We start from the raw sequence: 18,037 nt of genomic DNA, 5'->3' as shown, positions 1-18,037 counted from the left end.
TTTGACGAACGGTGCCCCTGCACCACAAAAACTTGAGTAAGCCATGAGCACTTTACTATCTGCACAATCTATTCACTATCACACCACTTCAACCCCGTTGTTCGAAGCCGTTTCTTTCACCCTTAAAAAAGGTGACCGCATCGGGCTGGTTGGCCACAACGGATGCGGAAAAAGCACCTTATTACACCTGCTATTCGGTTCGCTGGAACCGCAATCTGGAGAAGTCACCCTTGCCAGCCATTGCTTGATGGAGCGGGTGGAGCAGCACCTGCCAAACAGCTTAGAGCCCCTCACCATGCTGCAAGCGGTGCTGGACAAGCTCCCCGAAGATCAGCGCTTGACCGAGCAATGGCGAGCCGAGTGTGTGTTATCGGACATGGGATTCACCCTTGATGACTGGTCTCTCTCGGCGGGCAGTCTGAGCGGTGGACAACATACCCGTTTGCTGTTGGCGCGTGCGCTGATTAGCCAACCGGATCTGCTGTTACTCGATGAGCCCAGCAACCACCTGGACCTGCCTACTTTACTGTGGCTGGAGCGCTTCCTGTTAACCTGGAAGGGCAGCTTTGTGCTGGTCTCCCACGATAAACGGCTGCTCGACAAGGTGACCAACTGTACTTGGGTGGTGCGCAACCACACCCTATGTAGCTTTGGCATGCCTTGCTCTGAGGCACTGCAAGCGTTAGAGCAAATGAATGACGATGAGCTTAAGCGCCACTTGGTGGAGCAAAAAGAGATCGACCGGGTCGAGAAAAGCGCCAAGCGCCTCGCCACCTGGGGGCGGGTCTACGACAACGAAGATCTCTCGCGCAAAGCCAAGAATATGGAAAAACGACTGGAGCGCTTAAAGGATGCGCAAACCGAGTTAGTCGCTGCGACGCCGTGGAAGCTGCGCTTGCACGGTGAAGCGATGAAGGCGAACCGGCTGCTGCAGTTGTCGAGCCTTAGCGTTACCCCTGCGCCTGAAGCGCCCTCTCTGTTTCAGGTTATCGCGCAACAGATAAAAAGCGGTGAGCGGGTTGCCATCATCGGTAGCAACGGCTGCGGTAAGTCGTCCTTGCTGCGGATGCTATGGCATAGCGTCCGCCAGCCCTCAGCGCCGGGCTATGCGATTCAGTGTCACCCGCGCGCTCGCGTAGGCTTTTACGACCAATCGCTGAAACAGCTAAGCGACGATGAAACGCTGATCGACGCCTTAGCAGTGTTCAGTGACTTAAGCCAAGAGCAACGCAAGATGGCGCTTATCAGCGCAGGTTTTGCCTTTGTACGCCACTCCCAGCGGGTACGTGAGCTAAGTGGCGGCGAGCGCTCGCGCCTATTGATGGTCGGCCTGTCATTGGCCAACTATCATCTGTTGCTGCTCGACGAGCCAACCAACCACTTGGACTTGGATGGCAAGGCTGAGCTGGCCGAGGCGCTGAATCAGTTCGCCGGTGGGGTACTGCTGGTTACCCACGACCGCGAGCTTATCGAACAGAGCTGTAATCGTTTTTGGTTGGTCAACCATGGCGAGCTAAGCGAATGGCATGACATCGAACAGCTCTACGCTGAGTTAGACTTTGAGGCCAGCGGGTCAGAGCAAGCTGCACTGCACGCTTCAGGCGAACCGGCTCCAGTAACTGCAACACAGCCTGTACGCAACAGCCCAGAGGAGCTGCTACTACAACGCTTGGTGGAGCTGGAGGCAGCCTTAGAGGCTGAGCTACGTCGTAAACCGAAGCATCAAAAGCCCAAGCTACAGCAGCAATGGCGTACTGAGATTGAACAGCTCTACCTTAAGCTGGAGCTTGTCTAACTCGGCTAGTTAGTGAAGCCACTTCCTAGGGAGTGGCTTTTATTTATTGCGAGCTTGCGGTGGGTGGTGTCTGCATGTTGGAGGATGAGTTTGCTCGATTGCTGCCCACGAGGAACGTACCTGTCGCTGCAGTATTCTACCGTGCTAGTTAGAGCCAAAGCTCAAATTGCGCGCTTTGCCACATATTCCATCATCACTCCCGGAGTGAGGGCGACCTAGCTCCACTCCGTCACTAATCGCGGTGAAAACTCAGGGATTACTGTCTACGCTGACCAGATATTGTTCTTGTCAGAATGTGTGAGTGAGCGACAAAGCCATGTTCATGTTTGGAAAGAAGTCAGCGGAAAACCTGCCTAACACCCACGGCGACAATGTTCTGGTCGCCATGAACCACAGCCTCGCCATGATTGAGTTCAAGCCCGATGGCACCATCGTCGATGCCAGCGACTTGTTCTTGCAGTGCGTGGGCTACCGCAGAGACGAGATTAAGGGTCAGCATCATCGGATCTTCTGCGATAAGCGCTACGCAAACAGCGCTGAGTACAGCCTGTTTTGGCGGGATATTGCAGCAGGAAAACAGCAGGCGGGCACCTTCGAGCGTTTCGGTAAGCAAGGCAACAAGATCATGTTGGACGCGACCTACTTCCCCATCAGAAATGAACAGGGTGAAGTGACCGGTGCCATGAAGATTGCCAACGACGTCACCCAGATCTTCGAGCAAGAACGCACTCAGAAAGCCATTCTCGACGCCTTGGACAAATCCATGGCGGTGATTGAGTTTGATGTGAGCGGCAACATTATTCAGGCCAATCAAAACTTTCTGTCGACGCTGGGTTACTCGGCCAGCGAGGTGGTAGGCAAGCACCATCGCATCTTCTGTTTCGATGACTTCTACCAACAGAATCCAAACTTCTGGCAAGAGCTGGGTAACGGCGAGATCAAATCAGGCCAGTTCCTACGCAAAAGCGCCAGTGGCAGCAATGTCTGGATTGAGGCAACCTACAACCCGGTTTACGACGAGCACGGCAAGGTGCACAAGGTGATCAAGTTTGCCTCGGATATCACCGAGGAGGTCGAAAAGAACCGCGCCATTGCCGAGGCTTCGGAGATTGCCCACAGTACCTCGGTAGAAACTGCGCAAATCGCTAAGCAAGGGGCTAACTTGCTGGCGGACTCGGTTGAGGTGTCGCAAAACATCTCGCGGCAAGTACAAGAGACCGTCACCAAGGTGCAAACCTTAAATGAGCGCTCTAAAAGCATCGAACAGATCGTCTCGACCATTAAAGGCATTGCCGAGCAGACCAACCTGCTGGCCCTGAATGCGGCTATTGAAGCGGCGCGGGCAGGGGATCAGGGGCGCGGCTTTGCAGTGGTGGCCGATGAGGTTAGGCAATTGGCATCGCGCACCGCCGACTCCACCTCGGAGATAACCGATGTGGTGAACGAAAACCAAGCGCTGACGGTATCTGTGACTAACTTAATGGCCGAGGTAGCCGATATCTCTCAGCAAGGCAGCGATAAGATCTCGGAAGTCTCGGTGGTGATGGACGAGATCCACAAAGGTGCTGAAAACGTCTCGGAAACCGTGATGAATCTGACCGACAATCATTAAGTTACTGCCAGTCGCGCCTGACGTTGTCTATCGGGCGCGATTCGTTTGTGTTCCTTCGCTAAAGTAAACTCACCCTGTGGCTATTTTCTCTTGTATTTTAGATGCTTAGAGGGGAAGCTTGCGGGTATAACTATCCCATTATGCGATTGGTAATACTGTGATCATCGAGACCGAGAGGCTGGTGTTACGCCCGGTAGGTGAACACGACTTAGACATTTTCACCGCGTTACTCACCTGCCCAGTTACCACCCGATATCTACCCGGCGGGAAGCCGTTTGGCGCGGAGTACATCAATCGGTATCTCGCCAATCGGATAAAGCATTGGAGCAAGGGCTATGGCACGTTTATCGTTTCTCTTGCCAGTGATCCCAGTGTGAAGATTGGATATGCCGGGGTCGAGGAAATCACCGATACGGCTTTCAGCGATATTCGCTACGGCTTGCTGGAGCATTATCAAGGTGCTGGTTACGCCTTTGAGGCCGCGCAAGCAGTACTCAATTTCACTTTTTCCAGCGAGCTACTCAGCACAATTTACGGCGTGGCAGTCGCCGAGAATCAGGCCTCGCTGAGACTACTAAACAAGCTGGGCATGCACTCATGCGCTACCCGCCTATACGATGCTGAGGGGCTGCTCTCCTTCTCAATCCAAGGACGTTGCTAGCCGGATTCATGAGCGCTTGAATCCAACTGGAATGCAAAGCGTTTCCTACCATCTTCTCTTCGAAATCCCCTTCACACACAGACTGGCCTAACAGCTTCAGCCATCTGGCACTAAACCCAGACAAAGATCATTTCTATTCTAAACACACTAGTTAATAGCGCGATGGATTGGCGCTTAGCCCAAAGGATTATTCGGTAGCACTTCGCTATTGCAGACAAAGCTAAGGCAGTCCACCTCGTAACCATCCATACCCTGTGGGGCGGAGGAGAATAACGATGACTCAGTGTGTATTTATTACCGGTGCCACCTCCGGATTTGGTGAAGCCAGTGCTCGCCGCTTTGCCAAGGCTGGCGCCAAGCTCATTCTTACCGGACGCCGTTTTGAGCGCTTGGCTGCGTTAGCCGACGAGCTTAGCCCGCTGTGTGAGGTGCATATCGCAACCTTGGATGTGCGCGATGCCGATGCGGTGGCCAAGATGGTTGAGGAGCTACCAGAAGCCTTCAGCCAGCCCACCGTGCTGGTCAACAATGCCGGACTGGCCAAGGGTACCGACCCAAGCTATGCCGCCAAGTTAGAAGACTGGCAGGTGATGATCGACACCAACGTCACCGGCCTGGTTAACGTTACTCACGCACTACTGCCTCGTTTGATGCAAAGCCCCGGTGCCAGCGTGGTGAACTTGGCCTCGATTGCCTCCAATTGGCCCTATCCCGGTAGCCATGTCTATGGTGCCTCGAAAGCCTTTGTCGCCCAGTTCTCCCGCAACCTGCGCTGCGATTTGGCCGGAAAGGGCGTGCGCGTGACCAGCTTAGAGCCGGGCCTGTCGGAAAGTGAGTTCTCCTTGGTGCGCTTTGATGGCGACCAAGACAAGTACCAACAGCTCTATGGCGGTGCCAATGCCTTGCAGCCCGAAGACATCGCTGAGCTTATCTTCTGGCTGGCCAATCAGCCGCCGCATATCAATATCAACAGCCTGGAAGTGATGCCCACCTCGCAGGCCTGGAACAACTTCAACGTGGTCAAGCAAGACAGCTAAGCCACAAGCGAATCAAGCAACGATTTAAGCGAATATCTGTATTTAAGGAGTGAAACATGATTATTGGCGTACCTAGCGAGATTAAAGTCCACGAGTATCGGGTTGGTTTGGTACCAGCCTCTGTTCAAGAGTTGGTAAAACATGGCCACAGCGTGCTGATCCAAAGCGGTGCCGGTGTAGGCATTGGCATCAGCGACGACGACTACATCAAAGCCGGTGCCAGCATCGTTGGCTCAGCGGTGGATGTGTTCGCCCAAGCCGAGATGGTAGTGAAAGTGAAAGAGCCACTGGCTGAAGAGCGCGCCCTGCTGCGTGAAGACCAGTTGCTGTTCACTTACCTGCACCTTGCCCCCGATGTGCCGCAAACCGACGACCTATTGGGTAGCGGCGCGGTCTGTGTTGCCTACGAAACCGTAACAGCCGCTAACGGCTCGCTGCCGCTGTTGGCGCCGATGTCAGAGGTTGCAGGTCGTATGGCGATACAGGCTGGCGCCCATTGTTTGGAAAAAGCCAATGGCGGTCTGGGCATGCTGCTGGGCGGCGTAAGTGGCGTAGAGCCGGCCAAGATCACCATTATCGGTGGCGGCGTGGTCGGTAAGAACGCCGCACAAATGGCTGCGGGCCTGCGCGCCGACGTGACTATTTTGGATAACAACATCGACACCCTGCGCGCGCTGGATAGCGAGTTCGGCGGTCAGGTGAAGACGGTATTCTCCAACCAGTACAACCTGGAAGCTTCGGTACTTGAAGCCGACCTGGTGATTGGTGGGGTACTGATCCCCGGCGCTGCCGCGCCGAAGTTGGTTACTGCCGAGATGATCAAAGCGATGAAGGCTGGTTCTGCAGTAGTTGATGTGGCGATTGACCAAGGCGGCTGCTTCGCCACCTCGAAAGCCACCACCCACGCAGAACCGACTTACATCGTCGATGACGTGGTTCACTACTGCGTGGCCAACATGCCGGGCGCAGTTGCTCGCACCTCAACTTTCGCCCTGAACAACGCGACCCTGCCGTATGTATTGCAGCTAGCGAACTTGGGTTACAAGCAAGCGCTACTGGCTAATCCACATCTGTTGGCAGGCCTGAATGTGATGCATGGTCAGCTAACTAACCAAAGCGTGGGCGAGAGCCAAGCTAAGAACTTCTTGGATCCATTGGCGGCGTTGAAAGCGGCGTAATGGTTGCTTGATCACGCCTCAACTCTGAAATGAGTTGAGGCGCAGTGAGCTAACTGCTCTAGCCCGTCAAACCAAAGAAATCTAATAGTTTGGAGGTCTCTTGGCGAACGCTAAAACGGATTGAGTAATCATCACTTTCTCCAGGGCCGAATTCAGCGTGAAAACCTAGTAAGAAAGGACGTCCTTCCACTATTTGATAAAATCCTCTAAGAGATAATACATCCGCATCTTCTCTTGCGCCCCATTCCTCTGCTTTCAGGTACAGAACGCTCAATCGTCCCTTCGGAAGAGCATTTTTTGTTGGGCTATGTCTAGAGAGATCTCGGCCATAATAATTGTACTCAAAGCCAGCCCCCAAATAGTGGGTAAGCTCATTTCCATCGGTTGCTTCCTCTCTACTTCTAAAGCCAACTACCGTAGAAATACCCAAGCTAGAGTCTAGGTTGTCACTAGCCAACCACTTTGACCAGATTCCGCTTGGCACAAATACCGCCTTGAAGCCAAAATCTACTGTGTCGCTTACGTCATTAAAACCAGAAGGCATTTGATTACCTTCACTATCAGATCCCCCTTCCTCAGTTGCACCAGTGGTGGTAGATGCTGAGCCAAATGCAACGCCAACTTCGGTGTTGATACTTCTGAAGATTGTTGCTGGCGTCCAACGGCCATTAATTCGCAGATTAGCCGTCGGAGAGGACTCGGTTAAACCTGTCGATTTTCCGTCTTTATCGTATCCGACACCCAGCTGATAGCCTATTTCAAACGTACTTATCCATTTACTTGTATGTACGGTTTTCCCTTCCGCTAAAGATAGTAGCTCTCGGTATAGCTCTCCTTTTTCACTGGCGATTTCACTTTTTACTTCAGCAAGGTTCACACATTCAGCTAATCGGTGTGCTGCCCTTCGATTTGCAGTATCAATAACACTAATCAGGCTTTGGGCTTCAGATGTATCTAAACTCTGAGTTTGTGTTGTGTCTATCTTACAATCGATAGAAAGCGTGTTGTTTGCCAAACTGTCTAGGTTAGTGCATGCTTTTGTTGCTTCATCCTCGAGAGTTTTGCAATGGCTGGTTAGAATTCCTTTGGTTACTTCGCTGAGCTCAAGAGTGAGGCTAGAAGCTTCCGCTCCAAAGCTGATCATCCCGAACAGAATAATTAGTCTTTTCATTGTTTCAGTCCTTGATATCTACGTGCCAAATACATCCCTGTAGCATTACTGTTATATTTATTTATTGACTGATGGGAAAGTAAAGAAAACTGACGCATGAAATTTATAGTGTTGATTGATAAGGATTTTTAGCAATTTTGAATTGTCGGGAGGATGCAAGAGCTAGAGCGGGTTGAAGAGGGAAGTCGCACGTATAACGCCTAGTTGAGCTTGGCCTGTTGACCCTGTTTGGGGCAGTAAAACAGAAGCTTTAGTGACAAAGAACAATATTAAGGGGAGCTCTTATGAGTATTTCTTCTATCGGCTCTACCTTCCTTCAAGGTGAAATTTCTAAAGCAGGCCAGAATCTAAAAGATGCGCGCTCTCGGAAGGTGGCGTTTCAGACTGCATGAATCAGAAGGCCCGCTCAGCACTAACCGGCTGGGCGGGCTTTGTGCTTATTTATACACGGTGCGGCTGCACATTAGTTTGGTTATCTCGTAGGCGTTTTCACCCTCTGCGAGTTCAGGGTTCCAGCCGTCTAGCGTGATGTTGTTCCAATTTCCACGGTACACACTCAAGTAGGTTTTAGGCACTTGAGGGTCGTAAATCGGAGGGTGATACTTGAACAGGCTCTCTGAAACGAGATAATTTTCGTACCCATTCATTCGGCAGTAGAACAGGCCACTCACCCGAGATACGCCGTACCATTTTACTTGTGGATAGTAGAATGCTTTTTTCTCTACAACCGGTTGGGGTTCAACGGGGAGTCGACATGTTACCGAGGAGAGCCTTGCCATATCGGGTACAATCGCTGTGGGAATACTGGCCATTAACTCCCACAAGCCATCGCGATAGCGCAGCATCACATCCCCATAACCTCTGTTAGTAAAAGACCCGCTATCCAACTTGTAGTTGGGGTTCTTCTCTTTACAGAACTGTTCAGCAGAGGACTTATCGACAGGGTAGAGGTAAGTTAAGTTCGAATCGTACATTACATCGACGGGGCGAAGGGTTGGACTGTCGAAGGTATACAGCTCATCAGCTAGGGTGGATATTGAAACGGTGCTTAGTAGTGCGGCGGTTGCGAGTGTTGCAAGACGTGCGTGGCTCATTTTCAATTCCTTTTGGTTAACGTTACAAGGGGTGTTCGTTAACCAATTTAATTGATTTGTAAATCAATTGTGGTGAGCTCAGTCACGTTTGATGACTAATTATTCATGTTGTCAATAGTGGATTCGGAACCGTTCATAGGAAGTCGTCAGTTATCGACCAAACAAGCCATCCCATCCCAACTTCAAGGCCAACAGCGTTAGCAGCCACTTCAGCCAAAAATGAAAGCGCTGGTCGTTGCTGCGCCGCAGCAGTTGCCTACCACACACGGTTCCGCAGAAGCCGCTAGCCACCATTAGCACAATCAAACCCAGCCACTGCTGATAGGCAAAGCCCAGCAAGCCAAACACCAAGGCCTTAATCACATGCTGGGTGCTGAGCATAGCGGCCATATTGGCCACCAAGCGCATCCTCTCGTGGAGTAGGTGCTTGAGGCCCGACATCAGCACTGGCCCGGTCGCGCCCACCAACATGGTGAGAAAGGCAGTGGCCAAACCAAGCAGACCGACTAGCTTGGGGGAGAGGGCGGGGAGCTTGAGCGGCAGCCACGCACTCAGCAATATGAAGATGGCGAGCAGTAGCTGTATCCAGTAAGCAGGCAGACTCAGCGCTAGCTGCCCGCCAAGCAAGGAGCCGCCAATACAGCCCAGTGCGAACCACCCCAGCATCGACCAGTTCACATACTCGCGAAACAGCCAGGTGCGGCCGCTATTACTCCCCAATTGCACCAAGGCATGCACCGGCACAATGGCGCTGGCGGGGACCAGTTGCGCCATCACCGCAATCAATAGCGAGCCACCGCCAATCCCCATGGCGGCAGTTAGCCCGGAGGTAAAAAAGCTTAGGCCGATTAATAGCAGAGAATCGACAAGGTCGAGAGCGGGCGGGAGCAGGGTGATTGCTGACATTGCGTGTCCAAAGGCTGTGCTGTGCTCTGCCTTGTAGTAGTAGGCAGTACGCGACGCTCAACCCTAATGTTAGTATTTACTATAAATGTTAATATCTAAATCAATAGCTTAGCGTAGATGAAATATTTTTTTCAGTGAGTTTGGGCTAGGGTTAGATTTACTAATCAACGCACAAGTACAGTGATGGCTTAAGATCTCGTGGATGTTTATTGTGATGGTTTTATATGTCGATTATGGGTTCAGGGGTGGGGTTAAATGCTATCAAGTTGGTGTCGAGTAGATTAATCAGTCTTGTGAGCCACTTCGTAAATCTGACGACTGCACCAATTTGGATTAGCAAACTTAGGGCTAGGCTGATGTTACGCAGGTGTAAGCAAGGTTATACTCAAACTCCGTTTTGATGGATAAGCGCGTTGCTATGCAACCAATCGCAGGTAAGGACTATGGCTCAGAAGACTGTACTGCACCAAGCTCACCTAGACGCCGGCGCCAAGCTGGTGGACTTCCACGGCTGGGATATGCCGATCAACTATGGCTCTCAAATCGAAGAGCATCACGCAGTGCGCCAGCGCGCGGGCATGTTCGATGTGTCGCATATGACCATTGTCGATATTCAGGGGCCTCAGGCCAAAACCTTCCTGCGTTACCTACTGGCCAACGACGTGGCCAAGCTCACCGTTCCCGGCAAGGCCATGTACGGCGGCATGCTCAACCATCAAGGTGGCGTGATCGACGACCTGATTACCTACTACCTTACCGAAACCGACTACCGCTTGGTGGTCAACTCCGCCACCCGCGATAAAGATTTAGCGTGGATCCGTGAACAAGCCGCCGATTTTAAGGTCTCTATCACTGAGCGCCCTGAGTTGGCGATGATCGCCGTGCAAGGCCCCGAAGCCAAAGCCCTTACCGCCAAGCTGCTAAATAGCGAGCAGCAACAAGCGGTGGAAGGAATGAAGCCCTTCTTTGGCGTGCAAGCGGGCGATCTGTTTATTGCCACCACCGGCTATACCGGTGAAGCCGGCTACGAGATTGTGGTGCCAGAGTCACAAGCCGTTGCGCTGTGGCAAGGCTTGTTAGAGCAAGGCGTGCAGCCGTGTGGGCTTGGCGCTCGCGATACCCTGCGCCTCGAAGCGGGAATGAACCTCTACGGCCAAGATATGGACGAGAGCATCTCGCCACTGGCTGCCAATATGGGCTGGACCATTGCTTGGGAGCCGAGCGAACGCGACTTTATCGGCCGCGAAGCGCTAGAGAAACAACGCGAGCAAGGCAGCGATAAGCTGGTGGGCTTGCTGATGGAGAGCAAAGGCGTAATGCGCGCCGGGCTCACCGTTTGGGTAGAAGATGAAAATGGCCAGCAACACCAAGGCGTTGTGACCTCGGGCAGCTTTTCGCCCACCCTTGGGCAGAGTATTGCACTGGCCAGAATACCGGCGGTCAAAAGCGAGACCGCGTTGGTGGAAATGCGTAAAAAACAGGTTAAAGTCAATGTGGTGAAACCTGTTTTTGTCAGAAATGGCGCTAAAGCCTAAGTTTTTAAAAGTTAACTAGTTTTTAGTTTTTTGAAGGAAGCACAGCTATGAGTAACAACCCTGCCGACCTACGTTATACCAACAGCCACGAATGGGTACGTTCTGAAGGCGATGGCGTATATACCATCGGGATCACCGCCCACGCCCAAGAGCTACTGGGCGATATGGTATTCGTTGACCTGCCAGACGTTGGCGACGACCTGGATGCCGGTGATGATTGCGCGGTAGCAGAGTCGGTAAAAGCCGCCTCCGACATCTACGCGCCGATCAGCGGCTCTGTGGTTGAGATCAACGAAGAGTTGGAAGACTCTCCCGAGTTGGTAAACAGCGACGCCTTTGGCGACGGCTGGCTATTCAAGCTAAAAGCCTCTGACGAGGGTGAGCTGGACGACCTGCTCAACGCCGAAGACTACGCCGCGTCTATCGAAGAAGACGAGTAACACCAGCATTACCGCAGCCCGCAATGCGGGCTGTCGCCCTCGGTTGGCTTAATGGAGTAAGCCAACACGGCATCGATGCCGTAAGCCTATTGCCTGCCGCATCTCTCTGAAGGAATCAGGCACATCAGCCGACAGATTACAGGAACAACATCATGAGCGCGTTTTTGCCACTAGAAGCATTAGAGCAAAACCAAGATTTCACTCGCCGTCATATTGGACCCGATCAACGGGAAACCCAGCAGATGCTCGATGAGCTGGGGCTAGACACCGTTGAGCAGCTAATCCAACAAACCGTGCCCGAGAGCATTCTCCTTAAAGATGGCCTGTCCATCGGCGAAGGGCTAAGCGAGCAAGCGGCGCTCAAAGAACTCAAAGCCCTGGCGAATCGAAACCAGGTCTATCGCTCCTACATCGGGATGGGCTACCACGACACCCATGTGCCCCATGTTATCCAGCGCAATGTACTGGAAAACCCCGGCTGGTACACCGCCTACACCCCCTATCAACCCGAGATTGCCCAAGGCCGTTTGGAAGCGCTGCTTAACTTCCAGCAGATGACGCTCGATTTAACCGGCATGGAGCTGGCCAGCGCATCGCTGCTGGATGAAGCCACCGCCGCTGCCGAAGCTATGGCGCTGGCCAAGCGCGTGTCTAAGAACAAGAAAGCCAACAGCTTCTTCGTGGCCGACGATGTGCACCCACAAACCCTCGATGTGGTGCGCGAACGTGCCGAATACTTCGGCTTCGAAGTAATCACAGCCCCGGCCGATGAGGCCACCGAGCACAACGTATTTGGCGCACTGCTGCAATACCCCGGCACCACCGGTCAGGTGCGCGACCTAAGCCGCCTTATCGACAAACTGCACGAAGGCAAAGCCATTGTGGCGGTGGCGACCGATCTACTCTCCTTGGTGATGCTGAAATCTCCCGGTGAAATGGATGCCGACGTGGTACTGGGCAGTGCCCAACGCTTTGGCGTACCGCTCGGTTTTGGTGGCCCGCACGCCGCCTTCTTCGCCACCCGCGATGCCTACAAGCGCTCGCTGCCCGGGCGGATTATCGGTGTGTCCAAAGACCGCCGTGGCAAGCCGGCGCTGCGTATGGCGCTGCAAACCCGCGAGCAACATATCCGCCGCGAGAAGGCCAACTCCAACATCTGTACCGCGCAAGTGCTACTGGCCAACATGGCCTCGTTCTACGCGGTATTCCACGGCCCTGATGGCCTGCGCACTATCGCTGAGCGCGTACATCGCCTCACCCGTATTCTGGCCACCGGCCTGACCCAAAAAGGCGTGAAACTCACCCACGATTGCTACTTCGACACCCTGCAGATGGAGGTGGACTTTAAAGCTGCCATCTTGGATGCCGCCGACGACTTGGGCGTAAACTTCCGCAGCGATATCAAGCGTTGTGTGGGGATCAGCCTCAACGAAACCACGACCGCCGACGACATCAACCACCTGTTCACGGTGATCTTCGGTAAAGACCATGGCCTGGATGCCTATGAGCTGGACAAGCAGTTGGAAGGCAAGCAAGCCGTGCTGGGCGACGCGCTGCTGCGCAAAGACCCCATCCTGACCAACGAGGTGTTCAACAAGTACCGCTCCGAGACCGACATCCTGCGTTACATTCGCAAGCTGGAAGGCAAAGACCTGGCGCTGAACCACTCGATGATCTCTCTGGGCTCCTGCACCATGAAGCTCAACGCTACCGCCGAGATGATCCCGGTAAGTTGGCCTGAGTTCTCCAAGCTGCACCCGTTCTGCCCCAGCTACCAAAGCCAGGGCTACAAGATGATGGTGGAGCAGCTAGAAGCCTGGCTGGTGGATATCACCGGCTACGACGCGGTGTGTATGCAGCCTAACTCGGGAGCGCAGGGCGAATACGCCGGCCTACTCACCATCCAAAAATACCACGCCAGCCGCGGCGACTTGCACCGCAATATCTGCTTAATCCCAAGCTCGGCCCACGGCACCAACCCGGCTTCTGCACAAATGGCGGGCCTGAAGGTGGTAGTAGTCGGTTGCGACGAGCAAGGCAATGTGGACCTGAACGAGCTTAAGGCTAAGGCCGAAGAGCTCAGCGACCAACTTAGCTGCATTATGGTTACCTACCCATCGACCCACGGTGTGTACGAAGAGACCATCACCGAGATCTGCGATATCGTCCACGCCAACGGCGGTCAGGTTTACCTTGATGGCGCCAATATGAACGCGCAGGTGGGCATTACCTCACCGGGCTTCATCGGCGCCGATGTCAGCCACCTTAACCTGCACAAAACCTTCGCCATTCCACACGGCGGCGGTGGCCCGGGCATGGGACCGATTGGCGTAAAAGCCCACTTGGCACCGTTTGTTCCCGGCCATAGCGTGGTGAAAATCGGCAAAGAGAGCGATAACAACCCAGCGGTATCGGCCGCGCCTTACGGTAGCGCCTCGATTCTGCCGATTAGCTGGATGTATATCGCCATGCTAGGCAACGAAGGCCTGCGCAAGAGCACCGAAATCGCCATCCTCAACGCCAACTATCTGGCCAAGCGCTTAGGCAGTGCCTACCCAATCCTGTATGCGGGTCGTAACGGCCGCGTGGCCCACGAGTGCATTATCGATATGCGCCCACTCAAAGAAGCCACCGGCATCAGCGAGATGGACGTCGCCAAGCGCCTCAACGACTACGGCTTCCACGCCCCCACCATGAGCTTCCCGGTGGCCGGCACGCTAATGGTTGAGCCCACCGAGTCAGAGTCCTTGGCCGAGCTAGACCGCTTTATCGAAGCCATGCTCGCTATCCGCGCCGAGATCGCCAAGGTAGAAAGCGGCGAATGGAGCCTGCAAGACAACCCTCTGGTCAACGCCCCCCACACCATGGACGACCTATGCGACTCAGAGTGGACCCACAGCTACAGCCGTGAGCTCGCCGTGTTCCCATCCGATGCCGTGCGCGCCAACAAGTTCTGGCCAACGGTGAACCGCATCGATGATGTGTTTGGCGATAGAAACCTGTTCTGTGCTTGTGTGCCGATGGAGGCTTATCAGGAGGAGTAGGGTTTAGTGTCACATCACAATTAAGTTTGTGACTAGATTAATTAAGTCTGTGACTGAAATTAAGTCTGTGACAAAAAGTCTGATTTAAGAAAAAAGCGAACCGATTGGTTCGCTTTTTGACTATAGGGCTAAGCTACTTGGTATTAATCAACTCTGCTGGCAATGATCTCCTTTGGCACGCACCTGGACATTTCCGAGTTAGGTACTTAAGTTGAGGTTTACCATTCGGGTAACATTCTGCACTGAAAAAACTGGATGGCATGGTAGACATATCCATGTAGGACTAGATTAAAAATGCTCCGGAAATCCGGGGCACCGAGCTTTTACAACCTAGAAAATATTTTTAATTCCCGTCTTAATCGTTTCCGTGACCATGGTAGTTAACACTTTGCCCGGTAACTTCTTCAAGTCATCTTTAAAGTGTTTACCGACCTCACTTTTAATTAGGGTGCTTAGTCTTTCTCTCCCTTAAGCAGCCAGCAAAAACATCTTGCAGCAGAGTTCGATGTCTCAAGCATCACCGTAACTGTCAAACATTACGCCGGCTTCATCCATAGTCTTGTAAGGCGTCAGGTCGCAATCGACAATTAATCTTTCTTCAACGAGAAGCTGGACATTCGCATCTAATGATTTTTTTTTGCACAGATCTATTACTTGTTTTTTGATTCTTCTGTCAATGAATCGGCGGAATAATTTAGAAATTCTTTCTGTAGCGATCACTGAGAGTTTTTCGTCGCTGTAGTGCGACATAGCACAGGGGATCTCTCAGAGCTATCTAGTGGGGTGTGAAATAGGGATCTTATAGTGACTGTGACATATCCCACCAATTTGTCTGATCTCATAGCTCGCTAGCTCCCTATCTATAAGGTATTGTTAAGTTAGAGTCTTAAAAGACCCTTGCTCCATAAAATGGAAATATATATAGCGCAGTGTGACATCATGAGTTTGTTAGAAGATATCTTGAAGGAAATAGGTCCCTGTCTAAGTACGGACTTGGTACAAGAACTCGTTGATAGACACCATCTATCTCATGATGCAGCTCGCAAGCGGGTTTCGAGAGCAGGTAAAGATATATATCGTCTAGAAGGGTTACCTTTCCCTCGCAATGTGAAATTTGTTTATCTGAAAAAGGACTATCGCTCTCCTTTCTTCTGGGGAGCACTGTATTCCGCATTTAAAAACACGAATTCTGCTTACTGGTATGCAATTGCTGCCCTCAAAGAGCGTGATGGAGTGATGCCTTATGAGCACTTTTTGATTTCATGCGGTGCGCCTCTACGACAGCAAAAGCATATTCCACCTGAAAAAATCATCGAACGGCTTGAGATGCACGAAATTCTATCGGTTCGTGATTTAGATGGCTTTGGACGATGTGTTGTGCTCACTCAGTACGAGCAGGACTTGGATTTCATTCTTCCAGACATAAGAGCAAGATTGATAGCTGAAAAGCTCCTCATAAGTGCAGTATCCCAATGGGCGAAGAATCTAGGTTTAGTCAGTTACAACCTTTTCAAAGATCGTGATGAGGAAGAGTTACCCACCGTAAGCACAACAGTTTGGGATATGGCTGGACCATCTTATATATCACCTTTGGTTGATATCGGGCTGAACGACAAGATAAAGCCTGGTTTTTTCGCTTGCGACATTCTACTGAACAAGAAAGTCAGCGATGATGGTATTCAGCCATTTTTGAGGAAGTGTAAAACGTTAAGGGGGCTGCCTAACGTTGGTCGTTGTATGCAGATGTTTGTTGCCAACGAGTACAAATCTGATGCTTTCAAGCTAGCGAAAGAAGCCGGAGTTTTGCCTGCTACAGTGGAGAGTCTTTTTGGTCGTGATGTTGCTAAGGGATTGGTCAACTTACTGCGAACACTAGAGAGCGCAGCTCAGGCTGTCACTATTGAGCCACAGAGATTTAATCAACTGTTCGATCAGTTGGGCAAAATAGAAGGTGCTGTAGGAAATCTCAGAGGCGTATTGTTTGAGTATTTCTCTGCAAGCGTTGTTCAGAAGGCTTATAGAACCAGCCATGTCCGGTTAAATGAGGTTTGCAAAACACAGGATGGTAGCCGAGCAGAGTCAGATATCATTGCTGAACTGCATTCAGGGGAGATTCTGTTTATTGAGTGTAAAGGTCATCAACCTAATGGTACGGTTTCATTCGATGAGATAAAGAGGTGGCTTCAAGTGCGGGTGCCAACTCTCAGGAAATACGCCTTAGAGCACCCAGACTGGAAGAGAAAGAATTTATACTTTGCACTTTGGACATCCGGAGGGTTTTCCGAAGAGTCACTAGAGCTTTTATCACGGGCAAAAGAAACCACCAGCAAGTACAAGTTAGATTACTTTGACGCGGAAGATGTTCTAAAAATCGTCCATAGCTGTAACGACAAGGAAATGCTCAAGACTTACTTTAAGTGCTTCCTTGATTACCCGCTGAAGAAACTAGAGGGAGTTTGGTTAAACGCCCTCGATTGTGAGAGCGTTTGAGTATAGTTATCAGCATTACCAAATAGGTGCTGTTGCAGCATCGTAGAACTTAACTTCTAATCCCGGGCGCTCTATAAACGCTTTGGCGTTAGCTCTTGTACGAGTGTTGGCTGGCGAGTTCTTATTACCAAAGATACTTATGAAAACTTTAGACACGTTGCTTGCTTTGATTTGGTCGAAAATATGCTTGTCGTTTTCATCCATTGAATGGCCGTGGATAAATAGCACACCATCAAGCTGCTTTAGAGCTTTATAGCCAGCATTCAAATATGGATTGTGCTCGATTTTATGAAGTTTTTTCTCGTGACTAGGTTCTGAAACGAACAGGGGGAACTTGCCGTTATCGAGGTTGTTTCTTACTTGGTCAACGATACTAGTGTCAGTGGCGGTTCTGAACGTATGTTTCTTGATAGCAGAACCTGAATCGTAGAGGTGTAGTCCACCATGCAAGAAGTAAACATCCTGCTCATCGGTGTTTTCCCATTCGGGACCACGGAAACCATCGTCAGTAATGTACCCGAAGGGTTCGATATCGTTCTTGTTAACAATCCAATAGAGCAAGAGGTCGTAGTTCAAGGAAAAAATGCTGTCGAACTGGTTGATAAAGCTTTTTGCTGATTCAAATTGTGCAGTGGTTACTCGGCTAGAACGTGCTGGGTGAGTTCTAGAGATAACGTCAATTAGTGCATCTTTTAATTGTTCTTGGTCAACTCTTATTTCATCTAACTTTGCTCTATCTACACCGTAAGCATCACCTACAATCTCAGCCGCTTCGAGACTTCGCATTACTTGCTCAAAGTCATAGGTTTCAAAACGATTAAAGATATCTCTTAGCTGCGCATCTCGGACACCGAACTGTGCTTCGGTGAATAAGTTTTGATAGTTGAATATGTCTCTATCCCAAGCTTGTGAAAAGCCATTTGCTAGTAGGATGGACGGTTCTTGTCCTTCATCTAGCGAATCCAACCTTTCTTGAAAAGACTTTAGTGGCATAGCTTTGTTCTCTTTGTGTGTTTCTGAGTTCGACCCATAGAGGCATTCCGACTTTTTGGATTACTTCTGGTATTGTAACCA

14 protein-coding genes and 1 pseudogene are annotated in these 18,037 nt (G+C 51.4%); 10 read left to right on the top strand and 5 right to left on the bottom strand.

The features are described 5' to 3' along the window. The first annotated feature begins 43 nt into the window (after positions 1 to 43). The 6 genes and pseudogenes from G461_RS0103910 to ald all read left to right on the top strand — a co-directional run bounded on the left by G461_RS0103910 (position 44) and on the right by ald (position 6,283). A complete protein-coding gene (locus G461_RS0103910; protein WP_026970874.1) occupies positions 44 to 1,795 on the top strand; it encodes an ABC-F family ATP-binding cassette domain-containing protein in 1,752 nt (583 codons plus the stop codon). 316 nt (positions 1,796 to 2,111) lie between these two features. After that, positions 2,112 to 2,873: pseudogene (locus G461_RS26600) on the top strand (PAS domain-containing protein); the annotation flags it as partial. A 105-nt stretch (positions 2,874 to 2,978) separates the two neighbouring features. Beyond that, positions 2,979 to 3,407, top strand: a complete 429-nt coding sequence (locus G461_RS26595; RefSeq protein WP_425393789.1) for a methyl-accepting chemotaxis protein — start codon at positions 2,979 to 2,981, stop codon at positions 3,405 to 3,407. A 157-nt stretch (positions 3,408 to 3,564) separates the two neighbouring features. After that, entirely contained in the window at positions 3,565 to 4,068 is a 504-nt protein-coding gene (locus G461_RS0103900) for a GNAT family N-acetyltransferase (protein WP_211236240.1), read from the top strand. 275 nt (positions 4,069 to 4,343) lie between these two features. Further along, the gene (locus G461_RS0103895) at positions 4,344 to 5,105 is read left to right on the top strand and encodes an SDR family NAD(P)-dependent oxidoreductase (protein ID WP_026970871.1); all 762 of its coding nucleotides are present in this window, start codon (positions 4,344 to 4,346) and stop codon (positions 5,103 to 5,105) included. A gap of 56 nt (positions 5,106 to 5,161) precedes the next feature. After that, complete coding sequence (ald, locus tag G461_RS0103890; RefSeq protein ID WP_026970870.1) at positions 5,162 to 6,283, top strand: alanine dehydrogenase; 1,122 nt, start codon at positions 5,162 to 5,164, stop codon at positions 6,281 to 6,283. A gap of 58 nt (positions 6,284 to 6,341) precedes the next feature. Here the strand turns inward: ald and G461_RS0103885 are convergent, their stop codons facing one another. The 3 genes from G461_RS0103885 to G461_RS0103875 all read right to left on the bottom strand — a co-directional run bounded on the left by G461_RS0103885 (position 6,342) and on the right by G461_RS0103875 (position 9,454). Then, positions 6,342 to 7,454 (bottom strand): hypothetical protein, encoded by a 1,113-nt coding sequence (locus tag G461_RS0103885; protein WP_026970869.1) that lies wholly within the window; start codon positions 7,452 to 7,454, stop codon positions 6,342 to 6,344. A gap of 437 nt (positions 7,455 to 7,891) precedes the next feature. Continuing rightward, positions 7,892 to 8,548, bottom strand: coding sequence for a hypothetical protein (locus tag G461_RS0103880; protein WP_026970868.1), 657 nt, complete (start codon positions 8,546 to 8,548; stop codon positions 7,892 to 7,894). 150 nt (positions 8,549 to 8,698) lie between these two features. Further along, the gene (locus G461_RS0103875; RefSeq protein ID WP_026970867.1) at positions 8,699 to 9,454 is read right to left on the bottom strand and encodes a sulfite exporter TauE/SafE family protein; all 756 of its coding nucleotides are present in this window, start codon (positions 9,452 to 9,454) and stop codon (positions 8,699 to 8,701) included. A 443-nt stretch (positions 9,455 to 9,897) separates the two neighbouring features. On the opposite strand from G461_RS0103875, the gene gcvT reads away from it, so the two are divergent. From gcvT to gcvP, 3 genes are all read left to right on the top strand, one after another. Next, a complete protein-coding gene (gene gcvT / locus G461_RS0103870; protein ID WP_026970866.1) occupies positions 9,898 to 10,989 on the top strand; it encodes a glycine cleavage system aminomethyltransferase GcvT in 1,092 nt (363 codons plus the stop codon). A 47-nt stretch (positions 10,990 to 11,036) separates the two neighbouring features. Further along, on the top strand, positions 11,037 to 11,429 hold the full coding sequence (gene gcvH / locus G461_RS0103865) for a glycine cleavage system protein GcvH (protein WP_026970865.1): 393 nt from the start codon (positions 11,037 to 11,039) through the stop codon (positions 11,427 to 11,429). Positions 11,430 to 11,581: 152 nt separating this feature from the next. Further along, positions 11,582 to 14,473, top strand: coding sequence for an aminomethyl-transferring glycine dehydrogenase (gene gcvP / locus G461_RS0103860; protein ID WP_026970864.1), 2,892 nt, complete (start codon positions 11,582 to 11,584; stop codon positions 14,471 to 14,473). 510 nt (positions 14,474 to 14,983) lie between these two features. Here the strand turns inward: gcvP and G461_RS25370 are convergent. Further along, positions 14,984 to 15,223, bottom strand: a complete 240-nt coding sequence (locus G461_RS25370; protein ID WP_026970863.1) for a hypothetical protein — start codon at positions 15,221 to 15,223, stop codon at positions 14,984 to 14,986. A 189-nt stretch (positions 15,224 to 15,412) separates the two neighbouring features. Between G461_RS25370 and G461_RS0103850 the strand changes: the two genes are divergently transcribed. Next, the gene (locus G461_RS0103850) at positions 15,413 to 16,963 is read left to right on the top strand and encodes a hypothetical protein (protein ID WP_211236239.1); all 1,551 of its coding nucleotides are present in this window, start codon (positions 15,413 to 15,415) and stop codon (positions 16,961 to 16,963) included. 15 nt (positions 16,964 to 16,978) lie between these two features. On the opposite strand, the gene G461_RS0103845 is transcribed toward G461_RS0103850, so the two are convergent. After that, positions 16,979 to 17,956 carry a DUF4917 family protein gene (locus tag G461_RS0103845; protein WP_026970861.1) on the bottom strand — a complete coding sequence of 326 codons (978 nt, stop codon included), beginning with the start codon at positions 17,954 to 17,956 and terminating at the stop codon, positions 16,979 to 16,981. Positions 17,957 to 18,037: the final 81 nt, after the last annotated feature.

The sequence above is a fragment of the Aliagarivorans marinus DSM 23064 genome (genome assembly GCF_000429485.1).
GTDB lineage: Bacteria > Pseudomonadota > Gammaproteobacteria > Enterobacterales > Celerinatantimonadaceae > Aliagarivorans > Aliagarivorans marinus.
Note: the sequence above shows the minus strand (reverse complement) of the source record. Positions and strands in the feature narration are given on the sequence as shown.

What these genes read in the sequence shown, in the direction of transcription:
- G461_RS0103910 (WP_026970874.1), top strand. Translation starts at nt 44, where the DNA reads ATGAGCACTTTACTATCTGCACAATCTATTCACTATCACACCACTTCA.
- G461_RS0103895 (WP_026970871.1), top strand. Translation starts at nt 4,344, where the DNA reads ATGACTCAGTGTGTATTTATTACCGGTGCCACCTCCGGATTTGGTGAA.
- ald (WP_026970870.1), top strand. Translation starts at nt 5,162, where the DNA reads ATGATTATTGGCGTACCTAGCGAGATTAAAGTCCACGAGTATCGGGTT.
- G461_RS0103885 (WP_026970869.1), bottom strand. Translation starts at nt 7,454, where the DNA reads ATGAAAAGACTAATTATTCTGTTCGGGATGATCAGCTTTGGAGCGGAA.
- G461_RS0103880 (WP_026970868.1), bottom strand. Translation starts at nt 8,548, where the DNA reads ATGAGCCACGCACGTCTTGCAACACTCGCAACCGCCGCACTACTAAGC.
- G461_RS0103875 (WP_026970867.1), bottom strand. Translation starts at nt 9,454, where the DNA reads ATGTCAGCAATCACCCTGCTCCCGCCCGCTCTCGACCTTGTCGATTCT.
- gcvT (WP_026970866.1), top strand. Translation starts at nt 9,898, where the DNA reads ATGGCTCAGAAGACTGTACTGCACCAAGCTCACCTAGACGCCGGCGCC.
- gcvH (WP_026970865.1), top strand. Translation starts at nt 11,037, where the DNA reads ATGAGTAACAACCCTGCCGACCTACGTTATACCAACAGCCACGAATGG.
- gcvP (WP_026970864.1), top strand. Translation starts at nt 11,582, where the DNA reads ATGAGCGCGTTTTTGCCACTAGAAGCATTAGAGCAAAACCAAGATTTC.
- G461_RS25370 (WP_026970863.1), bottom strand. Translation starts at nt 15,223, where the DNA reads ATGTCGCACTACAGCGACGAAAAACTCTCAGTGATCGCTACAGAAAGA.
- G461_RS0103850 (WP_211236239.1), top strand. Translation starts at nt 15,413, where the DNA reads ATGAGTTTGTTAGAAGATATCTTGAAGGAAATAGGTCCCTGTCTAAGT.
- G461_RS0103845 (WP_026970861.1), bottom strand. Translation starts at nt 17,956, where the DNA reads ATGCCACTAAAGTCTTTTCAAGAAAGGTTGGATTCGCTAGATGAAGGA.